The sequence below is a fragment of the Streptomyces sp. NPDC059718 genome, assembly GCF_042733315.1.
Lineage (GTDB): Bacteria > Actinomycetota > Actinomycetes > Streptomycetales > Streptomycetaceae > Actinacidiphila.
Genome location: NZ_JBHWGA010000001.1, coordinates 240,592 through 257,865 on the forward strand (window position 1 = coordinate 240,592; position 17,274 = coordinate 257,865).

13 protein-coding genes are annotated in these 17,274 nt (G+C 74.7%); 3 read left to right on the forward strand and 10 right to left on the reverse strand.

Going from position 1 to position 17,274, the window contains the following annotated elements:
• Window positions 1–7: 7 nt before the first annotated feature.
• Window positions 8–814, reverse strand: a complete 807-nt coding sequence (gene lipB, locus ACFV3E_RS01150; protein WP_500370009.1) for a lipoyl(octanoyl) transferase LipB — start codon at window positions 812–814, stop codon at window positions 8–10.
• 364 nt (window positions 815–1,178) lie between these two features.
• Between lipB and ACFV3E_RS01155 the strand changes: the two genes are divergently transcribed.
• Window positions 1,179–2,708: an NsdA family TPR-like regulatory protein gene (locus ACFV3E_RS01155; protein WP_500532822.1), complete on the forward strand. Its 1,530-nt coding sequence runs from the start codon at window positions 1,179–1,181 to the stop codon at window positions 2,706–2,708.
• Window positions 2,709–3,329: 621 nt separating this feature from the next.
• Here ACFV3E_RS01155 and ACFV3E_RS01160 read toward each other — a convergent pair.
• Together ACFV3E_RS01160 and ACFV3E_RS01165 are read right to left on the reverse strand one after the other, a co-directional pair.
• Entirely contained in the window at window positions 3,330–4,571 is a 1,242-nt protein-coding gene (locus tag ACFV3E_RS01160; RefSeq protein WP_500532823.1) for an NAD(P)/FAD-dependent oxidoreductase, read from the reverse strand.
• A gap of 154 nt (window positions 4,572–4,725) precedes the next feature.
• On the reverse strand, window positions 4,726–5,628 hold the full coding sequence (locus ACFV3E_RS01165; RefSeq protein WP_500532824.1) for a TIGR01777 family oxidoreductase: 903 nt from the start codon (window positions 5,626–5,628) through the stop codon (window positions 4,726–4,728).
• Window positions 5,629–5,678: 50 nt separating this feature from the next.
• Here ACFV3E_RS01165 and ACFV3E_RS01170 point away from each other — a divergent pair, with 50 nt between their 5' ends.
• On the forward strand, window positions 5,679–6,164 hold the full coding sequence (locus ACFV3E_RS01170) for a GNAT family N-acetyltransferase (RefSeq protein WP_500532825.1): 486 nt from the start codon (window positions 5,679–5,681) through the stop codon (window positions 6,162–6,164).
• A 64-nt stretch (window positions 6,165–6,228) separates the two neighbouring features.
• Here the strand turns inward: ACFV3E_RS01170 and ACFV3E_RS01175 are convergent, their stop codons facing one another.
• The 6 genes from ACFV3E_RS01175 to ACFV3E_RS01200 all read right to left on the reverse strand — a co-directional run bounded on the left by ACFV3E_RS01175 (window position 6,229) and on the right by ACFV3E_RS01200 (window position 14,328).
• Window positions 6,229–6,744: a DUF4240 domain-containing protein gene (locus ACFV3E_RS01175; RefSeq protein WP_500322344.1), complete on the reverse strand. Its 516-nt coding sequence runs from the start codon at window positions 6,742–6,744 to the stop codon at window positions 6,229–6,231.
• Between the two features lie 88 nt (window positions 6,745–6,832).
• Window positions 6,833–7,804, reverse strand: a complete 972-nt coding sequence (locus ACFV3E_RS01180) for a helix-turn-helix transcriptional regulator (protein WP_500532826.1) — start codon at window positions 7,802–7,804, stop codon at window positions 6,833–6,835.
• Between the two features lie 402 nt (window positions 7,805–8,206).
• A complete protein-coding gene (gene sucB / locus ACFV3E_RS01185; RefSeq protein ID WP_500532827.1) occupies window positions 8,207–9,967 on the reverse strand; it encodes a 2-oxoglutarate dehydrogenase, E2 component, dihydrolipoamide succinyltransferase in 1,761 nt (586 codons plus the stop codon).
• 51 nt (window positions 9,968–10,018) lie between these two features.
• Window positions 10,019–11,407, reverse strand: coding sequence for a dihydrolipoyl dehydrogenase (lpdA, locus tag ACFV3E_RS01190; RefSeq protein ID WP_500370015.1), 1,389 nt, complete (start codon window positions 11,405–11,407; stop codon window positions 10,019–10,021).
• 303 nt (window positions 11,408–11,710) lie between these two features.
• A complete protein-coding gene (locus tag ACFV3E_RS01195) occupies window positions 11,711–13,222 on the reverse strand; it encodes a leucyl aminopeptidase family protein (RefSeq protein WP_499511450.1) in 1,512 nt (503 codons plus the stop codon).
• Between the two features lie 287 nt (window positions 13,223–13,509).
• A complete protein-coding gene (locus tag ACFV3E_RS01200) occupies window positions 13,510–14,328 on the reverse strand; it encodes an adenosylcobinamide-GDP ribazoletransferase (RefSeq protein ID WP_500532828.1) in 819 nt (272 codons plus the stop codon).
• Between the two features lie 69 nt (window positions 14,329–14,397).
• Here ACFV3E_RS01200 and ACFV3E_RS01205 point away from each other — a divergent pair, with 69 nt between their 5' ends.
• Window positions 14,398–15,135 carry a hypothetical protein gene (locus ACFV3E_RS01205; RefSeq protein ID WP_500532829.1) on the forward strand — a complete coding sequence of 246 codons (738 nt, stop codon included), beginning with the start codon at window positions 14,398–14,400 and terminating at the stop codon, window positions 15,133–15,135.
• A gap of 401 nt (window positions 15,136–15,536) precedes the next feature.
• Here ACFV3E_RS01205 and ACFV3E_RS01210 read toward each other — a convergent pair whose 3' ends face one another.
• Window positions 15,537–17,243, reverse strand: a complete 1,707-nt coding sequence (locus ACFV3E_RS01210) for a phosphatidylglycerol lysyltransferase domain-containing protein (RefSeq protein WP_500532830.1) — start codon at window positions 17,241–17,243, stop codon at window positions 15,537–15,539.
• Between the last annotated feature and the right edge of the window lie 31 nt (window positions 17,244–17,274).

Below are 17,274 nucleotides of genomic sequence, written 5' to 3' on the forward strand. Positions count from 1 at the left end.
GTGAACATCAGCGTACGCCTGTGGATTCCTGGACGGCCCGGGGGAGCGGCTCGGCCGACTCCAGGACCAGCCGCAGGTGCTTCTCGACCACCGGGAGGACCTCGGCGACGGTGACCTCGCGGCCGAGCTCGTTGCTGAGCGAGGCCACCCCGGCGTCCCGGATGCCGCACGGCACGATCCGGTCGAACCAGGTGTTGTCGGGGTTGCAGTTCATCGCGAAGCCGTGCATCGTCACGCCCTTCGCGACGCGGATGCCGATGGCGGCGAGCTTGCGGTCCTCGCGGCGCTGGCCGGCGTTGGACGGGGCGTACTCGGGGCCCGAGAGGCGGGGGTCGAACTCCTCGTCCTGCAGCCGCGGGTCGAAGTCCAGGGTCAGCCCCGGGATCACCGGCGGCCGGTCCTCGATCGGGTCGCCCAGCACCCACACGCCGCTGCGGCCCTCCACCCGGGTGGTCTCCAGGCCGAACTCGGCGCACGCGTTGATCAGCGCCTCCTCCAGGCGGCGCACGTGCGCGACCACGTCCACCGGGCGCGGCAGCTTCAGGATGGGGTAGCCGACCAGCTGGCCCGGCCCGTGCCAGGTGATCTTGCCGCCGCGGTCGACGTCCACCACGGGGGTGCCGTCCAGCGGACGCTCGCTGTCCTCGGTGCGGCGGCCCGCGGTGTAGACCGGCGGGTGCTCCAGCAGCAGGCACGTGTCGGGGATCTCGTCGGCGAAGCGCGCGGCGTGCACGCGACGCTGCTCCTCCCACGCCTCCAGGTACTCCACCGCGTCCTCGCCGAAGCCCAGGTGGACGAAGCGCAGGTCACTCACGGCCGCTCCCTTTGTGGTCCTTTGCGGCGCTCCTCCACGAGTCAAGAGCGCCTCAGCAACTGTACGTCCGGTGAGGTGGTGTCCTGCACGGGGCCGGGGGCTTAGCACCCGACGAAGGGCAAAGGAAGCGTTCTGCCGATATGTGGGTGCAGATTCACCCGATACGGCGAATGCGAGGCGCTCGGGTGGTGAGTGAGTCGATACAGAACGTTACATTCGCGCCGTTCTGCGGATGGCTCGGAGGGCCGCAGGCGGTGAACACCGCTCCGGACGCCCGCGGCGCCGCGCACCCGCGCAGCCGGACACCCGCAACGACACAACTCCGCAGGCCCGCACGCCCGGAAGGCAGGGGACCGCACCACTGATGTCCGACCGTTCCTCGCAGCGCCCCCCGAACCGTCAACTGGCCGCTTTGATCGCCGAAGCCGGGTTCTCCAACGCCGGGCTCGCCCGTCGGGTGGACCAGCTCGGCATCGAACACGGTCTGGATCTGCGGTACGACAAGACCTCCGTCACCCGGTGGCTGCGCGGCCAGCAGCCCCGGGGCACGACGCCCGCACTCATCGCCGAGGTCTTCACCCGGCGGCTCGGCCGGCGGCTGTCCGCCCACGACCTCGGCCTCGACGCCGTCGCCCCGGTCTACGCGGGACTGGAGTACGCCTCCTCCCCGGAGGAGGCCGTGGAGATCATCTCCGGGCTGTGGCGGAAGGACACCGGGAACCAGGCCGACCTCCGCAAGATCGCCTTCACCCCTGCGGGGCTCGTCGTCCCCAGCCGTGACTGGCTGATCGGCCGGGCGGACGACCGGGTGGGGCGCGGCCCCGAGCCGGGCACCGGCCCGGCCGGTCCCGGTCCCGGCCACGGCCACGGCCGCGGTCCGGGGGCGGCTCGGCTGCCGGCGCAGCGCGCGGGGGGCGGATCACGCGGGGCGCCCGCACCGGTGGCGGTCGCCGCGCCCGCGGTCTTCGGGGGCACCGGTCAGCGGGTCGGCGTGGGGGACATCGCCGCCCTGCGCTCCGTCGGCGAGCTCTTCCGCACCCTCGACAACGCCTACGGCGGCGGCCACGCGCGGCAGGCCCTCGTCCGCTACCTGGAGCACGAGGCCGAACCCATGCTGCGCGGCACCTACGGGGAGACCATGGGACGCCGCCTCTTCGCGGCGGTCGCCGACCTCACCCGGCTCGCGGGGTGGACCTCGTACGACATCGGCGCGCACGGGCTCGCCCAGCGGTACTTCGTGCAGGCGCTGCGGCTCGCGCAGGCCGCCGGGGACCGGGTCTACGGGGGGTACGTCCTCGTCACGATGAGCCGCCAGGCGGTCTACCTCGGGCACGGCCGCGAGGCCGTCCAGCTGGCGCGGGTCGCCCAGCAGGGCGTCGCCGGCGGGGCCCCGCCGGTCGTGCAGGCGCTCTTCCACGCCGCCGAGGCGCGCGGCCACGGGCTGCTCGGCGAGGTCCGCGCCTGCACGGCGGCACTGGTGCGGGCCGAACGCGCCCTGGAGGCGGTCAGGAACGGCGACGACGTCCCGTCCTGGGCGCGCTTCTTCGACGAGGCCCAGCTCGCGGACGAGTTCGGCCACTGCCACCGCGACCTCGGCCAGTACCGCGCGGCCTCGCAGCACGCCGAACGCTCGCTGCAACTGCGCGGCCACGCGTACGCGCGCAGCCGCGTCTTCTGCCGCACGGTGCTGGCCGCCGCGCGCCTCGGCCTCGGCGAGGTCGACGCCGCCTGCGCCCTCGGCGCGGAGGCCATGCAGGCCGCGGTCGAGATGCGGTCGCTCCGCGCCGTCGAGTACGTCCGCGACTTCAGCCGCCGCCTCGAAACCCACCGCGACGCCGCCCCCGTCCGCGCCTTCCACGACCGCGCCGCCGCGCTGGGCGTCCCGGCGGGGTGACACCGGTCGGCGGCGCGGGGATGCCGCCGGGTGCACGGGACCGCGCGGCGGCCGGAGGGCGGCGTACCCACGGGGGGCATGCTGCCGCCGGTTCCGCCGGGCCCCGCGGTCGTCGGGGTCCGGCCCCGACGGGTTCGCTCCGGCGCGGTCCGCGGCGTTCTCCGTGGTGCTGCGCCGGCGCGTGGGGTACGGAGTCCGGCGGTCGCAGGGGGCCTGCTTACCGGCCTGGCGCGGTCCGTGGAACGGCGGGGGACTCCGCAGGCCGAGGTTGCCGGGCGAGCCGGACAGCGCGGCGGCCCGAGGACGGCGCACCCATGTCGGATGGCGGCAGAGACCGGGCGGCCGCAGGGGGAGGCGCGGGCCGCGCCGGGTGTCTCAGGTGGGAGCCATCGGTCGCCGGGCCACCGATCCGGCAGCTACTCGAAGGTGGCGCAGGGGACCGCGCCGTGCGCGGTTGCCGCTCGGCCGCCTTGGCGTTCCAGCGCGACTCCGCCCCCGTCCGCGCGTCCACGACCGGCGGAGTGCCGCCTGCCCCGACGGGTTGGCGCCGGGGCAGGCCGGGCACGCCGGCACGGCTTCGGGCGGCGCAGGGTGTGCCGCCGCGCCGGCCCCGGGGCGGGGTCAGGCGGCCAGGGGTTCGGCGGGGGGTGCCGGGGGGAGGCCGACGTCGCGGAGGAGGCGCTGGGCCGCGCGGCGGCCGGAGAGCAGGGCGCCCTGGACGGTGCTGGTGTCCCGGTGGTCGCCGCAGACGTAGAGGCCCTGCAGGATCCGCACCGGGCGGCGCAGGTCGTGCGGGGCCGTCATCGCGGGGAGCGCCTCGGCGTCGTGGTGGACGGCGAGCAGCTCCCACGCCGCCGTGGACGTGCCGTAGAGCTCCGCGAGGTGGGCCCGGACGGCGATGTCGTCCGGGGCGGGGGCGGCGGCGCGGCCGAGCAGTACGGAGGTGACCAGGGCGCGGCCCACGGGCGCGCGGGAGGGGTCGACGAGGCTGGCCGGAAACGTGTGGGAGACCGGTCCGCGCCGGTCCGCGTCGAGGACGAGCGCGGGCTGCTTCAGCGGTGCCGCGGGCGCGGCGTGGTGCAGGACGGTGACGCCGTGGAAGGCGGGGACCCGCAGTCCCGGCAGCAGTCCGGCCGCCGCGCGGGCCCCGGTGGCGACGACCACGGCCCGGCACGGGATCTCGTCCCCGCCCGCGGTGCGGACGCCGTTGGTGGCCGCGGCGACCGCCCGCACCCCGGTGCGGACCGTCCCCGGCGGCAGCGCGGCCGCCAGGGCCTGCGGGACCGTCACGGCGCCGCCCGCCGGCAGGCACGTACGGCCGAGGGCGAAGCCGCGCAGGACCAGGTCGGCGACCCGGCTGGACGTCGTGAGGTCCGGATCGCAGAGCAGCGCGGACAGCAGCGGCCGCAGGTACCCGTCGACCGTGCGGGGTGCGAAGCCGCGCGAGGCGAGGGCGGCGGCGGCCGTGGTCTCGGGGCGGTCCAGGAGGCGCTCGACGGGGGCGTCGGCCAGGCGGTTGAGGGCCGCCCGCAGCCGGGCCTTGTCCAGGGGCGAGCCGATGGGCGCCCGCGCGGCGGCGAGTGCGCCGCGCGGGTCGCCGACGCGGTAGCCGCGGCCGGCGGCCCGTACCAGGACGCCGGGGGAGAGCGGCCGCAGCTGCACGCCCCGCAGGACCGCGGTGCGGCGCAGCTCCGGGTAGGAGGTGCTGAGCAGTTGTGGACCCCGGTCGAGGAGGAAGCCGTCGACCTTCTCGGTCGCCATGCGGCCACCGACCCGGTCCTCGGCCTCCAGCACGGTGACGGTGAGCCCCGCACCGGTGAGGTGATGTGCCGCGGAGAGCCCGGCGAGGCCGGCTCCGATCACGCACACGTCCGTAGGTGAACCCGTAGAGCGTGCTGTAGAGAGCACGATGCCCCTCCCCGAGGTCGGCACGTTTCCCCGCTCGCGTCGGCTGGCGCTGGAACCGTCATGCCCACTCGCGCGCCAACTGATGCCGGAAAACTGCTGTGGGTGGCATTCAGTGCCTTTCTTCGGCCAGCGCGGCGCGGATCGCCTCGTCGATCCCGGGGTGGGCGTGGGTGAACCCGGAGTCGAGCAGCACCCGCGGCACCGCGCGGGTGCTGCCGAGGATCTCGGTGGCGAACTCCCCGACGGCCGTGCGCAGTACGGGTCCGGGGACCGCGAACACCGTGGGCCGGCCCAGCACCCGCCCCATCGCCCGGGTCACCTCGGCGTTGGTCAGCGCTTCGGGCACGCACAGGTTGACCGGCCCGGAGACGGACTCGGTGTCGACGATGTGGCGCAGCGCCGCGATCTGGTCGTGCAGGGAGATGAAGCTCCAGTACTGGCGGCCGTCGCCGAGCCGGCCGCCCAGGCCCGCCTTGAAGAGCGGGAAGAGCCGGCCCCACGCCCCGCCCCTGCCGGAGACGACCAGGCCGGTGCGGGCGAACGCGGTGCGGACGCCGGCGTCGCGGGCCGGGCCGGTGGCGGCCTCCCAGTCGCGGCAGACGGAGGGGAGGAAACCGGTGCCCAGCGGGGCGCCCTCGTCGACCCGGCGGTCGCCGGTGTCGCCGTACGCGGTGATGCCGGAGCCGCTGACGAGCACCCGCGGCGGGGTGTCCAGGGAGGCGAGGGCCCGCGCGAGGGTGTCGGTGCCCCGCACGCGGCTTTCGCGGATGGTCCGCTTGTAGTCGTCCGTCCAGCGGTGGTCGCCGACCCCGGCGCCGGCGAGGTGGACGACGGCCTCCACGCCCGCGAGTCCCGCGGTGTCGACCGTGCCTCCCCGCGGGTCCCAGCGCACCTCGTCCGGCCCGGACGGCTCGCGCCTGACGAGGCGTACGACCTCGTGCCGGTCGGAGCGCAGGGAGTGGACCAGGGCGGAGCCGATGAGGCCGGACGAGCCGGTGATGGCGATGCGCATGGGGACATCGTCGCGCGGAACGGCCCCCGTGGTGTGGGAGGGTGACCCGCATGTCCGACCTCCGTGTGCGCCCGGCGCTGCTCTCCGACGACCCCGCGCTCGTCCGTCTGGAGCGGGCGACCTGGTCGACCCTGCACGCGGTGCGGCCGCCCCGGGAGGAGAACGAGGACTTCTTCAGCGAGCGCTGGGGCCCGGACGCGTTCCTGGTGGCGGAGGCCGACGGCCGCGTCGCCGGCTTCGTCGGGGCGGTGCCGCCGACGCCGCTGGCCTCCAACGCCCACGTGCGCCAGATCCAGGGACTGACGGTCGACACCTGGGCGCGGGGCCGGGGGGTGGGGCTGGAACTCGTCCTGGCGGCCGTGGCAGAGGCCCGCCGGCAGGGCGCGGTACGGGTCACGCTGCGGGTGCTGGGCCACAACACCCCGGCCCGGCGGCTGTACGAGGCGGCCGGGTTCACCGTGGAGGGCGTCCTGCGGGGGGAGTTCCTGCTGGACGGCGTCTACGTGGACGACGTGTGCATGGGGCGCCGGGTCTGACGGGTCACCCGGTACGGCCCGGCGGCGCGGAACGCCGGGCGTGCGGCCGGGAGCGCGGTCCGGCTCAGCCGAAGCGCTCCCAGAGCCGGGGGAATCGTTCCGCCACCGCGGCCGTGTTCTCGAAGTCGATGTAGACGCCCTCCGGCTCGGCGGGCTGCGGCGGCAGGTCCAGGTCCGGCAGCCGGACCCCGGTGAGCTGCTCGTACGCCTCGTCCGCCGCGTAGCCGAGGTCCTCCGCGTCGCCGTCGACCTCGGGGTCGAAGGAGTCGGTCATCTCCGCGAGGCTGTCGGGGTCGTGGACGGCCCCCTCGAAGACGTGCCGGCCCTGGCCGATGAGCCAGCACCGGAAGAAGTCGAACGCGTCGTCGCCGGCGCCGCCCAGCATGAGGTCGGCGGCGCCCCACACGTCCCAGCGGTAGGCCCGGTTGAAACGGCTCTCGAAGTGCCGCGCGAAGTCGACGACGGACTCCGGGTCGAGCTGGGTCAGCCGTTCCACCAGGAGGTCGGCGTGCTCCTCCGGGTCGCCCCCCGCTGCCTCACGCGTGCTGTCGACGATCTCCCAGAACTCCGTCTCGTCCATCACCGCTCCAGCATCCTGGCTGCGGCCCTCCGACGCACGCGGAACACGGCAGACGCGGCCCCGTGTCGCGGGCCGCACCGCACGGCCCTCAGGCGTAGACGGCGGCCATGGCGCGGACCGCGTCGGCCAGCCGTTCGCGCAGGGCGGGCGGGCCGAGCACCTCGGCGTCGGGGCCGAGGGAGAGGAGTTGTTCGTAGGCGACGTCCTGGCTCTCGACGGGGAGCGTGACGGTCAGCCGCCCCCGTGCGTCCGGCGGCGCGGCGGCCGCGAGGGCCTCGCGGGCCGCCGTGCGGTCGGCGACGTACGGCAGACGGCGGGCGCCGTCGGGCGTCAGGCGCAGGACGACCTCGTCCCGGAGCACCGAGCGGGCGAACTCGGCGGCCCGGGCGTCCCAGAACGCGGGGAGGTCGAAGTCCGGGTCCCTGCTGAAACGATCCTCCGTCGGCTCCGCCGCGGTGAACCGGTCCACCCGGTAGACCCGGACGTCCGCGGCGCAACGCGCCACCGCGTACCAGACGCCCCCCTTGAGCACGAGGCCGTACGGATCCAGCGCGCGCTCCACCTCCATCTCCGCCTCCCCGCGCCGGTATCGGGCCCGCAGCCGCCGGTCCCCCCACACCGCCTCGGCGAGCGCCGGCAGCAGTCGCGGCGTCTGGGGTTCCTGCCACCAGCCCGGCGCGTCCAGGTGGAAGCGCTGCGCCGCCGAGCGCGGCGCGTCCCGCAGTTCGGGCAGCAGGGCGGCCGAGACCTTCAGGCGGGCCGAGGAACCCGCGTCGTGCAGGCCCATGGCCCGCAGCGCGGCGGGCACCCCGGACAGGAAGAGCGCCTCGGCCTCCGCGCGGGCCAGCCCGGTCAGCCGGGTGCGGTAGCCGTCGACCAGCCGGTAGCCGCCGGCGCGTCCCCGTTCGGCGTAGACCGGCACCCCCGCCTCCGACAGGGCCAGCACGTCCCGGCCGACGGTGCGCTCGGACACCTCCAGGGCCTTGGCGAGTTCGGTGGCCGTCATCGACTCGCGGGACTGGAGCAGGAGGACGAGGTGGATCAGTCGTGCCGCACGCATGCCCCGAGGCTATGCGGTCGCCGCGCGCACCGGGACGGGGCCGGTCCGGGAGGTCCGGACCGGCCCCGCCGGAGCCCGCTGCGTGCGCGTCAGCGCGGGGGGAAGGTCACCGCAGCGTGCAACCCGCCGGGGCGGCCGGGCCGGTGGGGACGGTGGCGCCCCGGCGGGAGCGGGGGGCGGTGACACGCGGTCACCGCCCGGCGGGGGTCGGCCTCGCCGATCCGCCGTCGCTGCAGGGCGGGTTCGCCGGCATCCGGCTCCCCGGGCCCTGCCCCCCTTCCGTACGTCCGCTGGGCCCGGACCGTTCAACGGGCGGGAGAGTTCCCGGAGAACGGCCGAGGCCCCAGCCCGGAGGGGGCTGGGGCCTCGGCCGTCGTACGGTCCCGCGAGGACTCCGGTCGGTTACAGACCGAGGTCGCCCTCGAACTCGCCGGCCTCGAGACGGGCCTTGACGTCGTTCAGGTAGCGGGCGGCGTCCGCGCCGTCGACCAACTGGTGGTCGTACGACAGGGTCAGGTACGCCACGTCGCGGATCGCGATGGTCTCACCCAGGTCCGGGTGGTTGATCACGATCGGGCGGCGCACGGTGGCGCCGATGCCCAGCTCGGCGACCTGCGGGTAGTTCACGATGATCGTGTCGAACAGCGCACCGCGCGAGCCGGTGTTGCTGATCGTGAACGTGCCGCCGGACAGGTCGTCCGGGCTGATCTTCTTGTTGCGGACCTTGCCGGCCAGCTCGGCGGTCTTCTTGGCGATGCCGGCCAGGCTCAGGTCGCCGGCGCCCTTGATGACCGGGACCATCAGGCCCTGCTCCGAGTCCACCGCGATGCCGACGTTCTCGGCGTCGTGGTACGTGACGGTGCCGTCGTCGTTGATCTTGGCGTTGATGACCGGGTGGGCCTTCAGCGCCTCGGCGGCGGCCTTCACGAAGAACGGCATCGGCGAGAGCTTGACGCCCTCGCGGGCCAGGAAGGACTCCTTGGCCCGGGCCCGCAGCTTCATGATCTTGGTGACGTCCACCTCGACCACGGTCGACAGCTGCGCCTGGCTGTGCAGGGCCTTCATCATGTTCTCGGCGATGACCTTGCGGATGCGGGTCATCTTGACGGTCTGCCCGCGCAGCGCGGCGGCGGCGGCCGGCACCGTGACGCCCGCGGCCGGGGCCGGGGCGGTCGGCGCGGCAGCGGCGGCCTTGGCGGCCTCGGCGGCGGCCAGGACGTCCTGCTTGCGGATGCGGCCACCGACACCGGTGCCCTTGACCGAGGCGAGGTCCACGCCGTTCTCGGCGGCGAGCTTGCGCACCAGCGGGGTCACGTAAGCGCCCTCGTCGGTCGGCGCGGTCGCCGAGGGGGCGGCCGGGGCCGGGGTGACCGGAGCCGGAGCCGCGACCGGCGCGGGGGCCGGGGCGGGCACCGGAGCCGGGGCGACCGGGGCCGGAGCAGGCGCCGGCGCGGGGGCCGGAACCGGGGCAGCGGCCGGGGCGGGCGCCGGAGCCGCGGCGGCCGGGGCCGGAGCGGGGGCGGCGGGGGCCGGGGCGGCGGCGGGCGCGGCACCGGCGGCACCGATGACGGCGAGCTTGGCGCCGACCTCGGCGGTCTCGTCCTCACCGACGAGGATCTCCAGCAGGGTGCCGGCGGCCGGCGACGGGATCTCGGTGTCGACCTTGTCGGTGGAGACCTCGAGCAGCGGCTCGTCGGCCTCGACGCTCTCGCCGACCGACTTCAGCCAGCGGGTGACGGTGCCCTCGGTCACCGACTCGCCCAGCGCCGGCAGCAGCACCGGGGTGCCCTCGGCGGCACCGGCCGGGGCCGGGGCGGGGGCCGCGGCGGCAGGCGCCGGGGCCGCGACGGGGGCGGGGGCCTGCACCGGAGCCGGCGCGGGCTCCGCCGCGGCGGCCGGGGCGGGGGCGGCAGCGGGGGCGCCCGTGCCGTCGTCGATGACGGCCAGCTCGGCGCCGACCTCCACCGTCTCGTCCTCGGCCACCTTGATGGAGGAGAGGATGCCCGAAGCGGGCGCCGGGATCTCGGTGTCGACCTTGTCGGTCGACACCTCGAGCAGCGGCTCGTCGGCCTCGACGCGTTCACCCTCGGCCTTGAGCCAGCGGGTGACGGTGCCCTCGGACACGCTCTCGCCGAGCGCCGGCAGGGTTACGGAAACCGCCATGGTTTCGGTTGCTCCTAACGATCTGTGCGGATCTGTCTGCGTGTCCGTGGGTCAGTCGTGCGAGTGCAGGGGCTTGCCGGCGAGCGCGAGGTGCGCCTCGCCGAGGGCCTCGCTCTGCGTCGGGTGCGCGTGGATGAGCTGCGCGACCTCGGCCGGCAGCGCCTCCCAGTTGTAGACCAGCTGGGCCTCGCCCACCTGCTCGCCCATGCGGTCGCCGACCATGTGGACACCGACCACGGCGCCGTCGCGGACCTGGACGAGCTTGATCTCGCCCGCGGTCTTGAGGATCTTGCTCTTGCCGTTGCCGGCCAGGTTGTACTTCAGGGTGACGACCTTGTCGGCGCCGTACAGCTCCTTGGCCTTGGCCTCGGAGATGCCGACGGAGGCGACCTCCGGGTGGCAGTACGTGACGCGCGGCACGCCGTCGTAGTCGATCGGCACGGTCTTCAGACCGGCCAGCCGCTCCGCGACGAGGATGCCCTCGGCGAAGCCGACGTGGGCCAGCTGGAGGGTCGGGACGAGGTCGCCGACCGCGGAGATGGTGGGCACGTTGGTGCGCATGTACTCGTCGGCGAGGACGTAGCCGCGGTCCATGGCGACCCCGGCCTCCTCGTAGCCCAGGCCCTGGGAGACCGGGCCGCGGCCGACAGCCACGAGCAGGACCTCGGCCTCGAACTCCTTGCCGTCGGCCAGGGTGACCTTGACGCCGTCGGCGGTGTACTCGGCCTTGGAGAAGAAGGTGCCGAGGTTGAACTTGATGCCCCGCTTGCGGAAGGCGCGCTCCAGCAGCTTCGAGCTGTTCTCGTCCTCGGCCGGCACGAGGTGCGGCAGGCCCTCGACGATGGTGACGTCGGCGCCGAAGGACTTCCACGCCGAGGCGAACTCGACGCCGATGACACCGCCGCCGAGGATGATCGCGGACTTCGGCACGCGGTCCAGGACCAGCGCGTGGTCGGAGGAGATGATGCGGTCGCCGTCGATGGCCAGGCCCGGCAGCGACTTCGGCACGGAACCCGTCGCCAGCAGGACGTGCCGGCCGGTGTAGCGCTGGCCGCCCACGTCCACGGAGGTGGGGGAGGAGAGCCGGCCCTCACCGGTCACGTAGGTGACCTTGCGGGAGGCCACCAGGCCCTGCAGGCCCTTGTAGAGGCCCGAGATCACGTCGTCCTTGTACTTGTGGACCCCGGCGATGTCGATGCCCTCGAAAGTGGCCTTGACACCGAACTGCTCGGCCTCGCGGGCCTGGTCCGCGATCTCACCGGCGTGCAGCAGAGCCTTCGTGGGGATGCAGCCGCGGTGCAGGCAGGTGCCGCCGAGCTTGTCCTTCTCGATCAGGGCGACGTCCAGACCGAGCTGCGCGGCACGCAGCGCTGCGGCGTAGCCGCCGCTACCGCCACCGAGGATCACTAGGTCGAAAACGGTGCTGGCGTCGTTCGCCACGTCACGTCCTCCATGCATGGATACGCCGGAGCCGGTCCGTCATGACCGGGCGGCGGCTTTTGTTCGGCCGCTTCTGTTAAACGGGGCCCTGTCGTGCCGAGACAACATCTTCGCACTTGTTCGGGGCCGACGAGGCACCGGGCCGGTGTCTGAGACGTACGGAACGTCCCCGGCCGGGGCTACTCGCCGGTATCCCTTGCGAAATACGGAGCGGTTGCACTCTTTGCTCGCTCTTGGCGAACGCGTACGGCCCCGGATGCGATACCCGGGGCCGTACGGAATGTGCCGAGGCTTACACCGCGGTCAGAGCAGCTCGCCCTCGCCGGCCTTCTCGGCCACGCGCACCAGGGTGCGGATGGCGGAGCCGGTGCCGCCCTTGGGGGTGTAGCCGAAGGGGCCGGACTCGTTGAACGCGGGGCCCGCGATGTCCAGGTGGGCCCAGGTGATGCCCTCGCCGACGAACTCCTTGAGGAACAGGCCGGCCGCCAGGCCGCCGCCCATGCGCTCGCCCATGTTCGCGATGTCCGCGGTGGGGGAGTCCATGGCCTTGCGCAGGTCGGCCGGGAGCGGCATCGGCCAGGACTGCTCGCCGACCTCGGTCGCGACCTCGTGCAGCGCGGTGCGGAAGGCGTCGTCGTTGGCCATGACGCCGAAGATGCGGTTGCCCAGGGCCAGCACCATGGCGCCGGTCAGGGTCGCCACGTCGATGATCGCGTCGGGCTTCTCCTCCGAGGCGCGGGTGAGGGCGTCGGCCATCACCAGGCGGCCCTCGGCGTCGGTGTTGAGCACCTCGACGGTCTTGCCGCTGTACATCTTCAGCACGTCGCCGGGGCGGGCGGCGCTGCCCGAGGGCATGTTCTCGGCGAGCGCCAGCCAGCCGGTGACGTTGACGGGCAGGCCGAGGCGCGCGGCGGCGACCACGGTGGACAGCACGGCGGCGGCACCGCTCATGTCGCACTTCATGGTCTCGTTGTGACCGGCCGGCTTCAGGGAGATGCCGCCCGAGTCGTAGGTGATGCCCTTGCCGACCAGCGCCAGGTGCTTGGCGCCGCGGCCCTTGGCGCCCGTGTAGGCGATCTTCACCAGGCGGGGCGGGTTCGCCGAGCCCTGGCCGACGCCCATGATGCCGCCGTAGCCGCCCTTGACCAGGGCCTTCTCGTCCAGCACCTCGATCTTGAGGCCGTGCTCCTTGGCGGCCTCCTGCGCGAGCGCGGCGAAGGACTTCGGGTGGAGGTCGTTCGGCGGCATGTTGATCAGGTCGCGCGCCCGGTTGACCTCCGCCGCGATGACGGCGGCCCGCTCGGCGGCGGCCTTGAAGGCCTTGTCCCGCGGCTTCGCGCCGACCAGCGCGACCTCGGCGAGCGGGGCCTTGCCGTTGGACGACTGGTACGCGGTGTACGTGTAGGCGCCGAGCAGCGCGCCCTCGGCGACCGCCTGCGCGGCGTCCGCGTCCTGCACCGGAAGGGCGTAGGCGGCCTTCTTCGACCCGGCCAGCGCGCGGGCGGCGGCGCCGGCGGCCTTGCGCAGCGCCTCGGTGTCGTACGCGGCGCCGTCGGCCGGGGCCTCACCGAGCCCGACCGCCAGCACGACCGGGGACTTCAGACCGTCCGGGGCGGGGAGCTTGGTCACCTCACCCTCCGCGCCCGAGGCGCCCAGTGTCTCGAGCGTCGCGGCGAGCCGGCCGGAGAAGGCCTGGTCCACCGCCTCCGCCCCGGCGGCGACCTCGGGGCCCTTGGCGCCCTTGGTCACGCCGACGACGACGGCGTCAGCGCGCAGCGCTGCCGCGGAGGAGGTGCTGAGAGTCAGTGCAGTCACGGTGATGCGGATCCTGTTCCTTCGGGGGTCCAATACTTGACGCCGGACTCCGTCCGGCTCCCTCGTGCCCGACGCCGGGCGTCCTTCGCGGCACGGGCGGGGGGTGCAGCACCGACCTTACGCTCACTCCTGTCGCTTGCGACCACGACCTGCGCCCATGGCGGCGAAGGCGCGGGTTTTCCCTATGGGAGCGGGCCCGCGCGGCGCCCCGGACAGGGTCCCGATCCCCGTCCGTCCGCCGGGAGTTGGGGCGTCGGCCCGCATCGCGCCCGGCCGTCGCGTGGCGCTCAGCCCAGGGTGAGCACCAGCAGCGCGGCCGTCGCGGCGGTCTCGCACAACGCGCCGAAGACGTCACCGGTGACGCCGCCCAGGCGCCGGCGGCACCGCCGCAGCAGCAGTTCCGCGGCGGACAGGGCCGCGGCCGCCGCCGCCGCACAGCGCACCGCGTCCGGCACACCGAAGGCGGCCCCGCAGGCGGCGCAGACCGCCACCGTCAGCGCGGCCGAGGCCCAGGCGGTACGGGCGGGGACGGCGCCGGCCACGGCCGCGCCGAGCCCGCCGGGGCGGGCCGGGGGCACACCGTCACGGCAGGCCAGCGTCATCGCGGCGCGGGCGGTGAGCCCGGCCAGGGCGGCGGCGACCGCCCCCCGGGTCCAGGACTGGCCGTACAGCTCGGCGAGCGCGGCGACCTGGGCCAGCAGGACGAGGACCAGGGTGAGCACACCGAAGGGCCCGATGTCGGACTGCTTCATGATGCGCAGCGCGTCCTCGGCGGGCTTGCCGCTGCCCAGCCCGTCGGCGGTGTCGGCCAGCCCGTCCAGGTGCAGCCCCCGCGTCAGGGCGGCCGGTACGGCGGCGCCGGCCACCGCGGCGGGCAGCGGCCCCGAGCCGAGGAGCAGCAGGAGTCCGCCGGCCGCCGCCGCGCACAGCCCCACGACCAGCCCGGCCACGGGCGCCCAGAGCATCCCGGCGCGGGCCGCCGGGCGGTCCCAGCGGGTGACCCGGACCCGCAGCACCGTCAGGGTGCCGAAGGCGAAGCGCAGTCCGTCGGCGGCCGTGACGGCGGGGGGCGCGGGAGCGGGCGCGGGGTCGGGGTCGGCGGTCATGGCGTGCAGGGTAACCGCCGGGCCGGAACCGTATAGTGCCGCGTACGGGGCGAATCTGGAGCAATCGGCATGGGCGACTGGTGGTACCGCAACATCATCGAGCCGGGAAAGCTGCCGCTGCTCCTCGCGCTGGGCGCGTTCGTGCTGACCTTCCTGGTCACCCGGATGATCACCCGTCTCATCCGGGCCGGCAAGGGCCCCTTCCGCAACATCTCCTCCGGCGGCACCCACATCCACCACGTGGTGCCCGGGATCATCCTCATGACGATCGGCGGCTTCGGGGGCGTCGCCAGTTCCTCACGGGGCTTCGGCGCCTACCTGTCCGCGGTCCTGTTCGGCGCCGGAGCGGGCCTGGTGCTCGACGAGTTCGCGCTCGTGCTCTACCTCGACGACGTGTACTGGAGCGATCGCGGCCGCAAGAGCGTCGAGGCCGTCGTCGTCACCTTCTCCGTCGTCCTGATGATGCTCTGCGGCCTGGTCCCCTTCGGCGTCAACTCGGTCAGCCCGGACGAGCAGCAGAGCCGCGTCTCGGTGATCCTCACCATCGCCGTCAACTTCCTGTTCGTCCTCGTCGCCCTCGTCAAGGGCAAGCTGCGCTCCGCCGTCGTCGGCGTCTTCGTGCCCTTCGTCGCGCTGTACGCGGCCCTGCGGCTCGCGCGCCCCGACTCGTTGTGGGCCGAACGGCTCTACTCCCGCAGGCCCGGGGCGGTCCTGCGGGCGCAGGCCCGCGCCGCACGGCACGACGCGCGCTGGTCGGGCCCGTTGCGGCGGCTCCAGGACTGGATCGGCGGCTTCACCGAGCGCTGAGCCACGGCGCGTCCGCCGGGTGTGCGGCGCCGGCGGCTCTCGCCGGTCCCTCCGGACGGCGTCGGTGAGCGTCTCCGCCCCGACGGGCCGCGGCCTTCACCTCGGCCGTCGGACGCCCGGCGCGCGTGGTCGCCGCGTGCCGGGTGCAGGCCGCCGCGGCGCCCCGGCCGGGCCCGCCGGCGACGGTTTCCTCGTCGGCACCGCCGGTGGCGGTCGGCCGCTCCAGGCGCTCGATCGTCTCCGTGCCGCCGTGCCGTCCCGGCGATCAGGGCCGGCTGGTCCTTGGTGCGGGCCGTAGCGGCGAACGCGCGGGCCCGCCGTCGCCGCCTGTCCGCAGGCGGTGCCGTAGCGTGGGCGGAGCACCCCGTCCAGGGCCTGCGGCGCGGCCTCCGGCCGGTCCCTCACCGCCGGGGCGAGGGCATGCGGGGCGCGGCGAGGAAGCCCTCGGCCCGTGCGCTCGCCACTCCGATCCGGGGCAGTTCGCCGCCCTTCTCGAAGAGCAGGAAACGCGGCTCCCAGACCGGCCGGTACTTGGCGTTGGCGCGGTACAGCGACTCGATCTGCCACCACCGGGAGAAGAAGGTCAGCAGCGCCCGCCACATCCGCAGCACCGGTCCGGCGCCCAGCCTCGCCCCGCGCTCGAAGACCGAACGGAAGACGGCGAAGTTGAGCGACACCCGCTCGACCCCGGTCTCCTGCGCGCGCCGGATCAGCTCGATCACCATGAACTCCACCAGCCCGTTGTCGGAGTCCCGGTCGCGGCGCATCAGGTCCAGCGACAGCCCGTGCCGCCCCCACGGCACGAAACTGAGCAGCGCCCTCGGCTCGCCCCGCCCGTCCGCGCACTCCACCATGACGCACCGGCCGTCCGCCGGGTCGCCGAGCCGCCCCAGCGCCATGGAGAAGCCCCGCTCGGTCTGCCCGTACCGCCAGCGGTCCGCGCGCTCGAGCAGGGCCGCCATCTCCCGCGCCGGGATGTCCTCGTGACGCCGTACGCGGACGGTGTACCCGGCGCGCCCGATCCGGTGGTACGCCTGCCGCACGGTGCGCATCGCGCGGCCCTCCAGGGTGAAGTCGGCGACCTCGACGATCGCCTCGTCGCCGAGTTCCAGGGCGTCCAGCCCGTGCCGCGCGTAGACCGTGCCGGCCACCTCGCCGGCCCCCACCACCGCCGGCACCCAGGCGTGCTCACGGGCCTCGGCGAGCCAGGCCTCGATCGCCCCGGGCCAGGCCTCGGGGTCGCCGATGGGGTCGCCGGAGGCGAGGGACACCCCGCCGACGACGCGGTAGGCGATCGCCGACTTGCCCGACGGCGACCAGACCACGCTCTTGTCGCGGCGCAGCGCGAAGTAGCCGAGCGAGTCACGTTCGCCGTGCCGGTCCAGCAGGGCCCGCAGCCGCATCTCGTCCTGCGGGCCGAGCAGTTCGCGGCCGCGGGGCGAGCGGAACGCCGTGTACAGCACCAGCAGGAACAGCACGGCGCTCATGGCGTTGATGACGACGTCGACCCAGCCCGGGGTCGAGATCCCCGGGAAGGACTCCTCGGCGTCCGCCAGCGAGACCACGCGGAGCATGGCGTACGCGTACCGCTGGCCGAAGGTCGAGCCGTGCCCGGTGTCGGTGACGGTGACCAGCCCCGCGGCGAGGAGTCCGCCGGCCGCGACGCCGCCGACGGCGACCGCCGCGGCCAGCCGGGGGTTGGCGCGGTCGCCCTTGGCGCGGAACGCGCGGCGCCCGGCGAGCAACGCGGCGCAGAAGGCGGCGGTGATCCCCAGCGACACCCAGTTCTGCGGATGGCCGCGGAACGCGGGGACGGCCGTCGCAGCGGCCAGGAACAGCAGGTAGAGCCCGGCGAGGACGAGGTTGAGCAGCCAGGCCGCGCGCTTCCTGCGGCGCATCGTGACCGCCAGGAAGAGCGCGAGGAAGGCCGGGGTGTAGCCGGCGGTCAGCAGGTACGGGGTGACGTACTCGTCGACGTCGTGACGCCGGATGTCGTTCCCGAAGGACACCCACACCGCACCCAGCAGGTCGACCAGGCCGACCAGGCGCAGGTACCGGACGGTGGACACCGCGCAGCGTTCACGCCAGACCGAGACGGCCGTTCCCATAAGTCTGGATCCTACGGGAACGACCCGGTTC

Bases quoted from the DNA above. Each gene is read 5' to 3' on its own strand.
- ACFV3E_RS01155 (WP_500532822.1), top strand. From the start codon at position 1,179: ATGTCCGACCGTTCCTCGCAGCGCCCCCCGAACCGTCAACTGGCCGCT.
- ACFV3E_RS01165 (WP_500532824.1), bottom strand. From the start codon at position 5,628: ATGCGCATCGCCATCACCGGCTCGTCCGGCCTCATCGGCTCCGCCCTG.
- ACFV3E_RS01170 (WP_500532825.1), top strand. From the start codon at position 5,679: ATGTCCGACCTCCGTGTGCGCCCGGCGCTGCTCTCCGACGACCCCGCG.
- ACFV3E_RS01175 (WP_500322344.1), bottom strand. From the start codon at position 6,744: ATGGACGAGACGGAGTTCTGGGAGATCGTCGACAGCACGCGTGAGGCA.
- ACFV3E_RS01180 (WP_500532826.1), bottom strand. From the start codon at position 7,804: ATGCGTGCGGCACGACTGATCCACCTCGTCCTCCTGCTCCAGTCCCGC.
- sucB (WP_500532827.1), bottom strand. From the start codon at position 9,967: ATGGCGGTTTCCGTAACCCTGCCGGCGCTCGGCGAGAGCGTGTCCGAG.
- ACFV3E_RS01200 (WP_500532828.1), bottom strand. From the start codon at position 14,328: ATGACCGCCGACCCCGACCCCGCGCCCGCTCCCGCGCCCCCCGCCGTC.
- ACFV3E_RS01205 (WP_500532829.1), top strand. From the start codon at position 14,398: ATGGGCGACTGGTGGTACCGCAACATCATCGAGCCGGGAAAGCTGCCG.
- ACFV3E_RS01210 (WP_500532830.1), bottom strand. From the start codon at position 17,243: ATGGGAACGGCCGTCTCGGTCTGGCGTGAACGCTGCGCGGTGTCCACC.